The sequence below is a fragment of the Nonomuraea sp. NEAU-A123 genome (assembly GCF_018603905.1).
Classification (GTDB): Bacteria; Actinomycetota; Actinomycetes; order Streptosporangiales; family Streptosporangiaceae; genus Nonomuraea.
Genome location: NZ_JAHFZZ010000003.1, coordinates 247,449 through 260,514, shown reverse-complemented (window position 1 = coordinate 260,514; position 13,066 = coordinate 247,449). Strand labels below are relative to the sequence as shown.

16 protein-coding genes and 1 tRNA gene are annotated in these 13,066 nt (G+C 67.8%); 8 read left to right on the top strand and 9 right to left on the bottom strand.

The window, feature by feature from the left end; genetic code table 11:
• Window positions 1–61: 61 nt before the first annotated feature.
• On the top strand, window positions 62–556 hold the full coding sequence (locus KLK06_RS09425; protein WP_214634970.1) for a MarR family winged helix-turn-helix transcriptional regulator: 495 nt from the start codon (window positions 62–64) through the stop codon (window positions 554–556).
• Here the strand turns inward: KLK06_RS09425 and KLK06_RS09420 are convergent.
• Entirely contained in the window at window positions 513–1,019 is a 507-nt protein-coding gene (locus tag KLK06_RS09420; protein WP_214634969.1) for a SigE family RNA polymerase sigma factor, read from the bottom strand. The genes KLK06_RS09425 and KLK06_RS09420 overlap by 44 nt on opposite strands.
• Window positions 1,020–1,236: 217 nt before the next feature.
• Here KLK06_RS09420 and KLK06_RS09415 point away from each other — a divergent pair, with 217 nt between their 5' ends.
• Both KLK06_RS09415 and KLK06_RS09410 read left to right on the top strand, forming a co-directional pair.
• Complete coding sequence (locus tag KLK06_RS09415) at window positions 1,237–2,178, top strand: hypothetical protein (protein ID WP_214634968.1); 942 nt, start codon at window positions 1,237–1,239, stop codon at window positions 2,176–2,178.
• A gap of 5 nt (window positions 2,179–2,183) precedes the next feature.
• Window positions 2,184–2,975 (top strand): MauE/DoxX family redox-associated membrane protein, encoded by a 792-nt coding sequence (locus KLK06_RS09410; protein WP_308168176.1) that lies wholly within the window; start codon window positions 2,184–2,186, stop codon window positions 2,973–2,975.
• 98 nt (window positions 2,976–3,073) lie between these two features.
• On the opposite strand, the gene KLK06_RS09405 is transcribed toward KLK06_RS09410, so the two are convergent.
• The gene (locus KLK06_RS09405; RefSeq protein ID WP_214634966.1) at window positions 3,074–4,255 is read right to left on the bottom strand and encodes an ATP-binding protein; all 1,182 of its coding nucleotides are present in this window, start codon (window positions 4,253–4,255) and stop codon (window positions 3,074–3,076) included.
• A 218-nt stretch (window positions 4,256–4,473) separates the two neighbouring features.
• Between KLK06_RS09405 and KLK06_RS09400 the strand changes: the two genes are divergently transcribed.
• The 3 genes from KLK06_RS09400 to KLK06_RS09390 are packed head-to-tail and all read left to right on the top strand — an operon-like array spanning window position 4,474 to window position 6,673.
• Window positions 4,474–4,959 (top strand): SigE family RNA polymerase sigma factor, encoded by a 486-nt coding sequence (locus KLK06_RS09400; protein ID WP_308168175.1) that lies wholly within the window; start codon window positions 4,474–4,476, stop codon window positions 4,957–4,959.
• A complete protein-coding gene (locus tag KLK06_RS09395; protein WP_214634964.1) occupies window positions 4,956–6,185 on the top strand; it encodes a hypothetical protein in 1,230 nt (409 codons plus the stop codon). Before KLK06_RS09400 ends, KLK06_RS09395 begins: the two co-directional genes overlap by 4 nt.
• Window positions 6,186–6,196: 11 nt before the next feature.
• Entirely contained in the window at window positions 6,197–6,673 is a 477-nt protein-coding gene (locus KLK06_RS09390; RefSeq protein ID WP_214634963.1) for a MaoC family dehydratase, read from the top strand.
• On the opposite strand, the gene KLK06_RS09385 is transcribed toward KLK06_RS09390, so the two are convergent.
• From KLK06_RS09385 to KLK06_RS09355, 7 genes are all read right to left on the bottom strand, one after another.
• Window positions 6,654–6,887: a hypothetical protein gene (locus tag KLK06_RS09385; RefSeq protein WP_214634962.1), complete on the bottom strand. Its 234-nt coding sequence runs from the start codon at window positions 6,885–6,887 to the stop codon at window positions 6,654–6,656. The two genes, KLK06_RS09390 and KLK06_RS09385, sit on opposite strands and share 20 nt — an antisense overlap.
• Window positions 6,884–8,425: a radical SAM protein gene (locus KLK06_RS09380; RefSeq protein WP_250905158.1), complete on the bottom strand. Its 1,542-nt coding sequence runs from the start codon at window positions 8,423–8,425 to the stop codon at window positions 6,884–6,886. The genes KLK06_RS09385 and KLK06_RS09380 overlap by 4 nt, the downstream gene beginning before the upstream one ends.
• Window positions 8,422–9,153, bottom strand: coding sequence for a prolipoprotein diacylglyceryl transferase (locus KLK06_RS09375; protein WP_214634961.1), 732 nt, complete (start codon window positions 9,151–9,153; stop codon window positions 8,422–8,424). Before KLK06_RS09375 ends, KLK06_RS09380 begins: the two co-directional genes overlap by 4 nt.
• A 1-nt stretch (window position 9,154) precedes the next feature.
• On the bottom strand, window positions 9,155–9,751 hold the full coding sequence (locus KLK06_RS09370) for a hypothetical protein (RefSeq protein WP_214634960.1): 597 nt from the start codon (window positions 9,749–9,751) through the stop codon (window positions 9,155–9,157).
• Window positions 9,748–9,969, bottom strand: a complete 222-nt coding sequence (locus tag KLK06_RS09365) for a hypothetical protein (RefSeq protein ID WP_214634959.1) — start codon at window positions 9,967–9,969, stop codon at window positions 9,748–9,750. Before KLK06_RS09365 ends, KLK06_RS09370 begins: the two co-directional genes overlap by 4 nt.
• 112 nt (window positions 9,970–10,081) lie before the next feature.
• Window positions 10,082–10,708 carry a response regulator transcription factor gene (locus KLK06_RS09360; protein WP_214634958.1) on the bottom strand — a complete coding sequence of 209 codons (627 nt, stop codon included), beginning with the start codon at window positions 10,706–10,708 and terminating at the stop codon, window positions 10,082–10,084.
• 21 nt (window positions 10,709–10,729) lie between these two features.
• Entirely contained in the window at window positions 10,730–11,899 is a 1,170-nt protein-coding gene (locus KLK06_RS09355) for a sensor histidine kinase (RefSeq protein WP_250905157.1), read from the bottom strand.
• Between the two features lie 125 nt (window positions 11,900–12,024).
• Here KLK06_RS09355 and KLK06_RS09350 point away from each other — a divergent pair, with 125 nt between their 5' ends.
• Together KLK06_RS09350 and KLK06_RS09345 are read left to right on the top strand one after the other, a co-directional pair.
• Window positions 12,025–12,570 carry a hypothetical protein gene (locus tag KLK06_RS09350; protein ID WP_214634957.1) on the top strand — a complete coding sequence of 182 codons (546 nt, stop codon included), beginning with the start codon at window positions 12,025–12,027 and terminating at the stop codon, window positions 12,568–12,570.
• Between the two features lie 57 nt (window positions 12,571–12,627).
• Window positions 12,628–12,700, top strand: a tRNA-Arg gene (locus KLK06_RS09345).
• The last annotated feature ends 366 nt before the right edge of the window (window positions 12,701–13,066 follow it).

The following is a 13,066-nucleotide window of genomic DNA, read 5'->3' as shown; positions in this document are numbered from 1 at the left end:
TTTGCGGCAACAAATGTCTACACGAGGAATATTCCTCGCGTCAACTATCGTCCGCTACAGTATGAACGTGGTCAACATTGACGACCCCCGGTTGACGGCCATGGGCCTGCTCGCGGAGGTTCACGCAGGTCTTACGGCCCGGCTGCAGCCGGTGTTCGGTGCTGCCAGGCTGTCCGAGATCGATTTCGAGACGCTGCTGCGGCTGGGGCGCTCTCCCCGGCAGAGCTTGCGGATGAGCGATCTGGCCGCACAGACGGGCCTGTCCACGAGTGGCGTGACCAGGGTGGTCGACCGGCTCGAACGCGACAATCTGGTCGCCAGGGTAGCCTGCGCCACCGATCGGCGGGCGTCCTACGCCACGCTCACCGACGCCGGTCGGGAGAAGCTCGAAACGGTGCTGCCCCGCCACCTCGACGACATCGACACGTGCCTGACCGGCCTGCTCAGCGCGGAGGAGCTGGAAGTCTTCCTGGCCACCCTCCGCAGGATCCGGGATGTCGTACGGCCCTGCGCTACGGCGGGGGCTGTTGAGGAGGAATGCCCAGCTCAGCCCTGAGCTTGGCCATGGCGCGCGACATCGTGCTCTTGACCGTGCCGAGGGTGATGCCCAGCGTTCTGGCGATCTCCGGCTCGGTCATGTCCTCGTAGAAGCGCAGCACGATCGCGGCCCGCATCCGGTCGGGCAGTCGCCGCAATGCAAGCTCCAGGAGGTCGTGCAGGTCACCGCTGGCTTCGGGCTCCGGGGCGATCTCCGGCAGGTCCTCTGACGGGTACTCCTCCAGCCGGCGCCGCCGCCACTGCGAGATGTTGATGTTGATCATCGCCCGCCGTACATATCCGTCGAGCGCGGCTCTGTCCTGGATGCGGTCCCATGCGAGGTACGTCTTGGTCAGCGCGTTCTGCAGAAGATCTTCCGCGTCCAGCGGATGTCCGGTGAGCTGGTGGGCGGTGCGCAGCAGGGCGGGCCCGCGCGCAACGACGTACTCGCGGAACTCCTCTTCCCACCTGAAGGTCTGCATCGTGGCCAGAATCGCAGCCAAAGGCCGAGATCGGGCGCAACCGGAATTCAGGATTCGGCCCGCCGACGATAAAGGTAGGTCAAGGTCGGTGGCGGTTTGTACGTCGCCGGGGGTCAACTCCTGTCCTGAGGGGTGCGTATTTTGCTCTCAATGCACGGGTGCGGCGAAGCAGCCCTTGGAGTCGTGTGACCCTATTAGTGCGACTGGGGAGGGACTGATGGGGTATCCGAGCGTGGAACGCCGCCGGGTGCTCGCGGCTGCGGCACTGGGCCGGGAAGTCGGGGCCCCAGGTTCCGAGCAAGCGGATCCGCTGCGCGCGGTCATGGGGGACATCCGCGACATCAGCCCGCACCTGGTCATCATCGAGACCCCCGAGGGCGACGAAGAGCGGCTCGTCATCGCGCCATGGGCCACCGCCTGGCACGGTGGCGAACTGGTGCCGGGCGATCTGCCGGTGGGCTCGACGGTCATCATGCGCACGTTGCGCGACGGCCGGGTGGTCGAGCGGCTCTGGGCCGGCATCACGCGGCTGACCGGGACCATCCTGTCCGTCGAGGGACGCAAGGACGTGACGGTTCAGCTTGACTGCGGGCCGCACCGGGGCCGCCGGACAATCGTCGTCCCGTACCGCGCGACCGGCCGCATCCTGGTACGCCATGCGCGGTTCGAGCCGGGGTTCCTGTTCGACGCGATCGGTATCAGAAAGGACGGGGTCAGTCTGGCCTTGCTGCCCGCGACCTCGCAGCCCGCCTATCCGGCACGGGCCGTGCCCGCTCCGCCGCCCGCCTACGCCGGCCTGCAGTCACGCATCTCCGGGACCGCGACGTGGTCCGACGTCTTCGACGAGGAGGATCGGGGGGCCGCCTACCCCATGGTGGAGCGCTCCGACGTGGGCTGCTCGGACGCCGAGGTGTCGTGCGTGGGCCTGCCGTACCTGGCCATCGGGTCGATGTTGCAGGTGCGGAACGCCTGTACCCATCGATCCGCTAACGTGCCGATCGTGGCGTGTGGTTGCGTGGCCGGGCGTTTCTGCGACCGATGCGTCGAGTGCGACACCTCTCCCCGCGGGCGGATCGTCGAGCTCTCGCCTTTCTCGTACGTCGAGCTGGGCGGCGACCTGGTCAAAGGGTGCTTCAACGCGCAGATCGGATTGGGGTGACGCTCGTGCTGGCATCGCAGCTGCCTGCTCTGATCGTGCTGCTCGTCTTAGGGGCGGTGGCGAAGGTGCTCACCGTGCGTTCAGGCGGGGAGGTGGGCTCGCTGGCCCGGCTGGGGCCCGCGGCGCTGGTGCCCGCTCGCGTCGAGGTTCCGATGCTGATCGTCTGCGCCATCGGTGAGCTGGTGATCGCGACGGGCCTGCTGGTGACTACGGCCCCGATCTTCAGGTGGATGGCGGTCGCGTTCTTCGCCATGTGTACGTACGTGCTGCTGGAGGTACGCAGGCGGCGGCCCGACGTGGGATGCGGATGCTTCGGCGAGGTGAGCGGGGCGCCCGTCGGGCTGCGCTCGGTCGCCAGGACCACGGTGCTCACCGGGATGGCCGTGCTGTCGCTGTGGGCCGAGGAGCCCGGCTGGCTCGCGTTCGCGCAGCCGTCGTGGTTCGTGGCCGCCGGGATAGTCGTGCTCCTCGTACTGTCGCCGGAGCTCGAGGAGATGGCGGATCGGCTGCGTTATCGGGCGCCGTGCGAGCAGCGCCGGGGCCCGGCCGTGGAGGTCACGCTGGCCAGGCTCCGGTCGAGCGGCCCCTGGCGGCTGCACCAGGAGCAACTCACCGCGGCGGAGCCGTACGACAGTTGGCGCGAGCTGTGCTGGCGCTTCTTCGCCTTCGAGCGGCGGGATGGGGCCGACGTCGTGTTCGCGGTCTATCTCAGCGGGCGGCGCCCGGCCGTACGGGTGGCCGTGGTCAACGCGGAGGACAGCGGCGCTATGCCGGTCTATACGCCTGTATCGGCCTGACACTAGACAGCGCTATAGAACCCTCGAAAGAAGATATGACTCTATTGGGCTATCTAGCTTCCCCACTAGACAGCCCAATAGAGGACTAGGGGTGTCGCCTAGATCGGTTGGGCACGCAGGAACCTCCCGAAATGCGGCACGGTGAACGCGATCAGGCCGCGCTCAGCGCTGTAGATGAGCCCCTTCTTGATGAGGCTGTCGCGGGCGGGCGACAGGCTGGACGGCTTGCGCCCCAGCGCGTCGGCCACGTCGGCGGTGGGGACCGGCTCGTCGCCGATCTGCGCCATGGCGTGCATGTAGTCGCGCTCGGCCGGAGTGGCCCGCTCGTAGCGGCTGCCGAAGAAGCCCACCGCCAGCTCCTCCTCGGCCTCGGGCGCGGACACTCTGACATCGTCGAGGGTGATCGGGCTGCTCGGCGCCAGATCCCAGGCGACTTTTCCGTAGGCCTGGACGAAGTAGGGATAACCGTCGGCCGCCTCGTATAGGGCGTCGAGCGCGTCCTGCGTGAACTCGACCTTTTCCTCCCGCGCCGGCAGCATCAGCGCGAGATCGGCCGCCTCGCGGTCGAGCTTGTCGATGCGGGCGTAGCGGAAGAGCCGCTCGGAGTAGCTCTTGCTGGCCGACAGCACGCTCGGCAGGTGGGGCAGGCCCGCGCCGACCACGATCAGCGGCCCGCCGGACTGCGACAGCTCGTGGCAGGCGGCGCAGAGCGCCGAGACGTCGGCGGGCTGCACGTCCTGCATCTCGTCGATGAACAGCGCGATGCCGACGCCCAGGTCGGTGGCCACGCTCGCGGCGTCCACGAACAGCTCGGTGAGGTCGATCTCAAGGTCGCCGGAGTCGGCGCGGCCACGGCTGGCCGGCACCTCGATCCCGGGCGACCAGTGCGAGGTGCCCTTGGCGGCGGCCGGGTCGCGCATCGCGAACGCCTTGAGCACGCCCAGGAACTGCTCGATGCGCTCCGGCGCGCGATGCCGGGGAGCCAGCTCGCGGATCGCCATGTGCAGCGCGGCCGAGACGGGACGGCGGATCGACTGGTCGGGCCGGGCCTCGATCTTGCCCGTGCCCCACAGCCGCTGCATCGCCATGGACTTGAACGTGTTGAGGAGCACGGTCTTGCCGACGCCGCGCAGGCCGGTGACGACCATGCTGCGCTCGGGACGGCCGCGGGCCACCCGCTCCAGCACGACCTCGAACTGCTGCAGCTCGCGGTCGCGCCCGGCGAGCTCCGGCGGACGCTGTCCGGCTCCGGGGGCGTAAGGATTGCGCACGGGGTCCACGCTCTCGGACTTTATTGCGGGATATAGCGGCCGTCTTAGATTTGGGAAGAAAGCGCTACGGCGTGTCCGAGCAGGGGCCGTCGCCAGTATCGTCATCGGACACACCCCCTCCCACCAGGCCGAACCCTTGTTCGAGTCGGTACCCAGAACTGTAGCGCGCACTCGAACACGTGCGCGATGGTTTCGAGTAAAGATCTTTGCAACAGAGCGGGCGGCTCGTGCGTCCCGGTGATGTGGAGTTCGAGGAATTCGTCCGGGCCAGAGGTTCGGCTCTGATCAGGTACGGCTACGTGCTCACCGGCAACGCCGAGGACGCCGCTGATCTGGTCCAGGAGGCGCTGCTCAAGCTGAGCGACACCTGGAGCCGGGTCCGCAACAAGGACAGTCCCGAGGCATATGTACGCACGACCATGGCCCGTCAGCACATCAGCTGGTGGCGCAGGCGGCGCAGGGAGCACCTGACCGACGACGTCCCCGAAGGCATCTATCACGACAGACATTCCTTCGGCGAGCTCTGGAAGGAGCTCGCGACGCTGCCCAGGAAGCAGCGGACCGTGCTGGTCCTGCGCTACTACGAGGACCTGCCGGATGAGGAGATCGCCGCGATCCTCGGCATCTCACGGGGAACTGTGCGCAGCCAGGCGTACCGGGCGCTCGCCACGCTCCGGATCCGGCCCGCTGTGCTGGAAAGGGGACGGGCATGAGGACAGAGAACGAACTGAGCGGCGCGCTGCGCGATGCGGCGGACCGGGCTCCCGAGCTCGACCTGCTCGCCGGGGTCGGCGAGCGCAGGCGGCAGCGGACCAGGCGGCGCGCGCAACTGCTCGCGGCGGCCGCGGTGGTCGCGGTGGTGGGCACGAGTACGGTCGTCGCCCGAGGGGCCTTCTCCAGCGGGGGCGGAGAAGAGGCGGCAGCCACGTCGACCACGACCGGGCCCAGGCCTGAGAAGACCATAACCGTGACTCCGAGACCGCAGGCGCAGGTCAAAGGGATGCCGGTCGCGAAGCTCTGGCCGCAGGCGGTCTTCCAGATGCCCGCCAAGAACGCCGACGGCTGGCCCTACCGCCCGATCACCGGCATCAGCGCCACCGAGGTGCTGCTCAACGCGGTGTCCCCGGTCAATAAGGTCGGCACGATCGAGGTGTACGACACCAAGACCGGTACGTCCCGGGTGGTGACAGAGGTCCCGAGGACCCCGGGACTGAAGGAATACTTCCAGGCAGCTGCCTCGACCGACGGCAGGAACGTCGTCTGGTACTCCAATGCGAGGAAGAACGGGATCTGGATCGCCGAGCTCTGGTGGGCTCCGCTGTCCGGTGGCAAGGCCAAGCTGGCCGTCACGTTGACCGGTGACGCGGCAAATGTCGACGCCGTCGGCGTGGACGGCCAGGACATCGTCTGGTCGACGCAGAAGAGCGGCGTGTACCGGGTGCCGTTCACCGGCGGTACTCCCGAGCGTGTGCGGAAGGGCGATGGGCTGCACCTGATCAGCTGGCCGTGGGCGGGCGATGCCGGCAACGTGTTCAGTGAGCCTGATCGCAACCAGTCCAAGATCGTTAACTTGGCGGATGGGACTGTGACCAAGGTTGTGATCAAGGACAAGATGAAGGGCTTGCGATGCGGGCCGGTCTGGTGCACTGGCCGCCTGGGCGGCACTGCTTTCTCCCAGCGCATCGACGGGGCCAGAATCGCGATGGTGCCGGGGTTCGGATTCCTCGGGGGGCCCAGGCCGTACCCCATCCTCGACCGCTTCCTGCGAGCAGGCGATGCCGTGTACGACCTGAACGCCGGCAATGGGGCGAGTATCGAGAGAGCCAGCGTCGGCACCTCATCGGAGCCCAGCACGATCCTCTACTGGGACGCCACGAAGGGGAAGCAGCCCGACAAGTACTGGGTCCTCAACTTGGCAGCCGTCCCGCCCGCGCAATAGCGTTCGGAGCCATGCGGACCTTCGCGAACGTACAGGAACTCAAGGCGGCCGTCGGCGAGAAGTTCGGCCCGACCGAGTGGCGCACGATCACTCAAGAGCAGGTCAATCTCTTCGCCGACGCCACCGACGACCACCAGTGGATCCACGTCGACGTGGAGCGGGCCAAGGAAGGGCCGTTCGGCGGCACGATCGCGCATGGCTATCTGAGCCTGTCGCTGCTGCCGTCGTTCATGTTCGAGCTGGTGCGCGTCGACGGCATCCAGATGGGCGTCAACTACGGCCTGAACAAGGTGCGTTTCCCCAGGCCGGTGCCCGTCGGCGCGCGGGTCAGGGCACTGGGCGAGCTGAGCGACGTCAAGGGCACGCCCGCCGGCTACCTGTCCAACCTGAAGATGACGATCGAGATCGAGGGCGAGCGGCGCCCCGCCTGCATCGCCGAGACGCTCAGCCTGTACATCCCCGAGGGGTTCACCACAGGGAATGGATGATCGCCGCCGCCGCGACGAGCGCCAGCAGCCCGAGATAGGCCAGTACGAGCCGGGTGTCCTTGAGCACGCACTTGCTCTGGGTCAGCCCGGCCCGGCGCGCCTTCCAGTACCCGGCGAACCCGAGGACCGCGAACCCCAGCACCGCCCACGGCCCCAGCAGCCAGGCCAGCAGCGCGACGGTCGCGTACACGCACAACCGCAGCGGATCCTTCACGTGATCACCTTGAGCTGAGGTCTGGAGGCCACCGCCGACAGCCGTTGCTCCGACAACTGCGGCCAGGCCTGCACCGCGCAGAACGGCGCGCACTGGTCCTGCTCGGCCCGGGTGCCGACGTGCACGCAGCACTGCGTGAGCCGCTCCTCGATCATGGTCGAGATGTCCATGAACGGCTTGACCGTCACCCGCACCACCCGCTCGCCGAGCAGTTTGCGGAGCTTCTTCCGCCTGCCGGGCAGCGCCGAAGAGGCCAGCGTGAGCAGCGTGGACACGCCGAGGTCGCAGTTCTCGCAGATGTCCCGCCACAGGTCGCCGATCTGCGGGTGCGACAGTGACGACTGCTCCGACAGCAGTCCGAGCAGCGATTCCTGTACGGCCAGCCGCAGCTCGCGCGGGATCTCGGTGTCGGCGATGCGGTTGGAGACCAGGCCCAGGTTCGCCTTGAGCCGGTCGTGGCCGATCAGCGCGACCAGCGAACGCCACTGCTGCGCGTCGTCGCGGATCAGGTAGCCGACCGAGCAGCAGTGCGGGTGCGAGCAGGGCAGCGCGGTGAGGTCGCGCCAGGTCACCAGGCCGTCGGTCTGCGGGCCGAGCCGCTTGAGCACGCCGGTGTGGGTGAGTCGGTCCATCGGGTCGATCGGTCCCGACCTGCCCGAGCCGAACTGCGGCTGCAACGACACACCGCCGACGAACGGCGTGTCGAGCGCCAGCCGTACGACGTCGCCGATCTCCCCGTCGTTGACGCCCAGCGCGGCGGTCATCACCAGCGTGGTGAAGATCTCCCGCTCCGACAGCCGTTGTACGGCCTGCGCTTTGAGGTGCCGCAGGTCGCCGCCCCGGTGGTGCTTGGACGCCTCGGCCGAGCTGCCGTCGTACTGGAGGTAGACCTCCACCCGCTCGCGGTGCTCGGTGAGAAGGTCGAGCAGGGCGTCGTCCCTGGCGATGAGGACGCCGTTGGTGTTGATCAGGATGCGGGTGACGGGGCGCTGGTGGAGCTCGGCGAGCAGCTGGGCGAGCTCGGGGTGGAGGGTGGGCTCGCCGCCGCTCAGCATGAGGACGTCGAGCCGGCCGTTCTCGCGGGCCAGGCGCTGGTCGAAGTTCGCCAGGATGTCGGTGATGGGGACGATGCCGGTCAGGTCGGGGGAGCTGTCGGCGAAGCAGGTGGGGCAGCGCAGGTTGCAGGCTTCGGCGATGTCTTCGAGCAGGATGCAGGTGTGCTGGGTCTGCATCTCGGGCAGCCCTTGGAGGTAGGCGGCGGGGACCGGCTGGAAGTTGCCGTTCATATCCGGCATGTGGTGCTTTGTGGGGGCGGTCCATTCCTCGAGATATTTCAGGATTTCTGGGTCTTCGTCGTAGAGAGTCCTGACTAGGCCGTGTTCGCGGCAGCCGCGCTCCAGCCACACGCGCTCGTCGCGGACGGCCAGGTAGCCGCTCAGCCGTTCGACCCGCTCCAGGTCCTGGCCGTGGCAGTGGGGGCAGAAGGCGTTGACGTACCTGAGGATGCGGTCACCCCGCAGTCCCATTCCGGTGCTCATGTCATGACCTTCCGCTTGAAGAGGGGATCGTAGTGGCCGCGCCGCCAGCCGTACCGCAGCCTCAGGGCGAGCAGCAGCAGGCCAGGGATCAGGAACCACTGCGGCCTGGTGAGATCGAGCCAGACGGTCTCGTTGGCGCGGGTGAACTCGACGAGGAAGCGGAAGACGGCGTACGCCGCCAGGTACAGCGTGAACAGCTCACCCGGCTCGGTAAGCCGCCTGCGCGCCCAGAGCAGCGCCGCGAACACGGCGAGCTGAAAGATGATCTCGTAGATGAACGACGGGTGCATGGCCTGGCCGGTCAGGCAGCCGGGGCACTCGGGCGTCGTCGGGGGAGCGTGTACGCCCCAGGGCAGCTCGGTCGGGCGGCCCGGCGCCTCGGTCAGATGGCAGCCGATCCGGCCCACCGCCATGCCCAGCGCCACCGCCGGGGCGAACAGGTCGCCGGTGCGCTGCTTGTAGCCGATGATCCTCTTGGCAATCAGTACGCCTATGTAGGCGCCGGTCAAGCCGCCGAGGATGCTGCGCGAGCCGTACAACCAGAGGTCGGACAGGTTCAGCGTCTCCAGCCAGCCTGCCAGCCGCATCCCGATCGCGCCGCCGACCAGGGCGCCGGTCACGGTCACCAGCGACTGCTCGTTCAGCGCGCCGCGGCGGCGGGCCTCGTGTACGAAGACCACGGACGCGACCAGCACCCCCAGGCCGACGAAGATCTCGTGGAGGGGCATGTCAGGTGTACAGGTCCGGGCTGATGCCGGTGCAGATCCCGGCGGACAGGATCGACCACAGCGCCCAGCCGATCAGGAACCCCAGGCCCAGGCCGGTGGCCCACGGTTTGCGCAGGAACTGGAGACCCGCTCCGGCGCCCAGGCCGAGGAGGGCGAGGAAGATCGTGCAGGAGATGATGATGGGGTGGTTCGGGCCGTTCTGGTCCAGGGTGCTGATGAAGATCAGGATGCCTAGGATGGCGTTGACGATGCTGTAGGCGACGAGGCTGGCGAACGCCAGCCCGATGATCAGTGGCTTCTGCCTGCCCCGGGGCGGTGGCGGGCCGGTTTGCCCGGTCGGTGGGTCGTCGGCCTGCCGAGGCGGTGGTCCGCTCGTTTGTCCGGGCGGTGGTCCGCTGGTTCGTCCGGGCGGCCCTCCGTCGGCTTGCTTAGGCGGAGGCTCGCCGATTTCTCCGGGCGGCGGTCTGTCGGCTTGCTTAGGCGGAAACCCGCCGATTTCTCTGGGCGACCCTCCGTCGCTCCCGTCCTCTAGCGTCGGGGCGTTTCCACCCAGTGGTGGCGCACCCTCGTTGTGGCCATCCGGTGTCGGGACGGTCATGTGTACATGCCCGGATTCAGCCCCGTGCAGTAGCCGGCCGTGACGATCGAGGCGAGCGCCCACCCGATCATCAACCCCAGCCCCAACCCCAGCATCCACGGCTTACGCAGCACCACGAGCACGATCCCCGCACCGAGCCCGACCACAGCCAGGAATCCCGCGCCCACCCCGATCGCGACCGTCGACCCCGCGCTCAAGGCGATGAGTCCGACGATCACATTGAGAACCCAGTACCCAAAGGCCCCGGCGAACGCCAAGCCAACGATCAAGCCCGTCGGCCGCGGCGGCTGGGGCGGCTGGGGAGGCGGTGGCATGGTCACGACCTTCAGACTAGCGGGGGCCTTCCGAGTAATAAATCGCCGCTTGCACCCGGCTTTTGAGACCCAGCTTGTTCAACACCCGGCTCACATGCGTCTTCGTGGTCGCCTCAGCCATGTCGAGCTCCCTGGCGATCTCGGCATTGGACAGCCCGCGACCGACGCAGGCCAGCACCTCCTGCTCACGCGGCGTCAACCCCTCCACCTGCTGCTCCTTACGCACCGGCTGCTCAGCGAAGGCAGCGATCAACCGCCGCGTGACCGTAGGCGAGATCAGCCCATCACCCCTGGCCACCAGTCGTACCGCCTCGATCAGCGACTCCGCGTCGGTGTTCTTCACCAGAAACCCCGCCGCCCCCGCCCGCAACGCCCCGAACACATACTCATCCACATCGAACGTCGTCAAAATCAACACATCGGCCACCCCGGCAAGCTCCCTGGTCGCCGAGATGCCGTCGAGCTTCGGCATCCGCACATCCATCAACACCACGTCGGGCCGGGTCTCGCGAGCCAACTCCACCGCCTGCTCACCATCGGCCGCCTCCCCGACGACCTCGATGTCCGGAGCCCCACCGAGAATCAGCACCAGCCCCGCCCTGACGGCCGCATGATCGTCCGCGACCAGCACCTTGATCGTCATCTCACCACCAGTACCGATCCCCTACTTGCCGTCCACGCGTTCATGGACCCTTTCCCCATAGCCGTTTGGCGTGGGCAGCGTGGCCCTGACCCGCCACGAACCCCCGTCCGCCCCACCCTCGAACGACCCCCCGACCAGAGCGGCCCGCTCCCTCATCCCGACGATCCCCGCGCCAGTGCCGGGCAGCCGAGCCGTACGTTCGTCCACAGGGTTATCCACAGCCACCGTCACCTGTCCCGGCTCATAGACGACCTCGACCGCAACCGGCCGCCCGCCATGCTTGAGCGCATTGGTCAGCGCCTCCTGCAAGATCCGATATCCAGCCAGATCGACCGCCGGTGACAGCTCCCGCGCCTCCCCTTCCACACGTAGATCAGCCGGCATCCCCGCCCGCCGCGACCGCTCGACCAGACTCTCGGCGTCGGCCAGCCGCGGCCGGGTGGCCTCGGGCTCATCCCCTTCCTGCCGCAACAGCCCGATCATGGCCCGCATCTCGGCCAGCCCTTCCAGGCTGTTCTCCCGAACGGATTCCATGATCTTCCGCACGGCCGCCGCATCCAGATCCGTACGCGACAGCGCGCCCGTCGACTGGATGGCGATCGCGCTGAAGTGGTTGGCGATCATGTCATGCAGCTCCCGGGCCATCCGCGTACGCTCCGTCGCGATGGCCGCCTGCCGGTCGAGCTCGGCCAGCCGCGCCACCTGCTCGGCCCTGGCGCGTTCGGCCAAGGCCTGGTCACGCTGCTGACGTAACACCATCGCCGTCGTCACCGGCGTGACCAGCACGAGCCCCGCCTGAACCCCGATCACCGCCAGCAGCCGCCAGTCACGTGCCACGACCCCCGTCACGGCCCCGGCCAACACCGCCAGCACAGTCGCGATCCCGAGCAGCCACCGCGAGAACCACGCTGGCCCGTACAACGCCCCCGCATACACGTTGTCCGTAAATATCAAGACAGTCGGCAACGACGGCCCCAGGAACAGATCGACGCCGATCCCCACGACCCCCAAGCCCAGCCCCACCAACGGCGCGCGCTGCCGTACCAGAACCCCCGAACACACGAACGCCAGCGGCACCACGAGCCACCCCATGGGCACCCCGCGATGTGTGTAGGCTCCACCCACGATCAGGAGCAGGCCCACGACGAAGACCAGCCCGGCCCACGACGCCTCGCGTTTCATGCCCCTCATCCCACCACCATCCGGCCCCGGTTCCCTCCTCCGCGGGTCCGCCTGTGGATAAACACTTCGATGTATCCACAGGCTCGTCTTCACTGACGATGTGCCGGGGAGAAGAGGCGAAAAGGATGGAATGCGTGATTGTCGCCATCCTGATCGGCTGCGAAGTCGGCTTCTGGCTCCTGCTCGGACTCGGCCTCGCCAGCCGCTACCTCTGGAACCGCCGCCGACTCAGCACCGCCCTCCTCATCTGCGTACCGCTCCTGGACGTGATCCTCCTGGCGGCAGCCGTCATAGACATGCGCGGCGGCGCCACGGCCGACCTGAGGCACGGCCTAGCAGCCGCGTACCTGGCGTACTCCATCGTCTTCGGCCACCGCACGATCCGCTGGGCCGACGCCAAGTTCCGCCACCGCTTCGCCGACGGCCCACCTCCCTGGAAACCACCCGAGGGCGGCATGGCCCGCGCCCGCTACGAGTGGGGCTTCTGGCTCCGCATGGTCCTCGCGTACGCCATCGCCTGCGCTCTTCTGCTCGGCCTGGTCTGGCTCGTCAACGAACCGTCCCGCACGGCCGCACTGATCGATTTCATGTACGGCATGCTGAAGGTGCCGCTGATCGCCCTGCTCTGGCCACTGAGCTACACCCTTTGGCCGAAAAAGGTGGGGTCTACTGGGACGTGATGGCGGTATCTGGTTCGAGGCACGGCTCTGGACCCGCTATGCTGGTTCACGCAGCGAGCGGCCGTAGCTCAATGGATAGAGCATCTGACTACGGATCAGAAGGTTGGGGTTTCGAGTACCTCCGGCCGCACAGCATGTCAAAGGCCCTCCGGGATCATCCTGGGGGGCCTTTTTCGCGCCCACCCGTTACCCGATTCGGTGGTTGGCCATCTGATGCCCGCCCCGCCAAAAAGGGCATCCGCTTCGCTCCGGACGCCCTTCTGAGGGCGCCTCCGGCGCACAACGGGCTTCGCTTTCCGGGCGCTTCGCGCTATCAGGGCTCAGACGTTGCTTCCAGTCGGGCCAAAGCCCCGACCCCTGGAGGACCTCGCTTCGCTCGGACGCCCTCCCCAGGCAGGCTCCGCCTGCGAAGACCTTGCTTGACCTTGGCCCACCAATGAATGAACGGCAGGTGCGAAGCCACATTTTTGGGGCGGCAACCTGCCGTCGTCATATG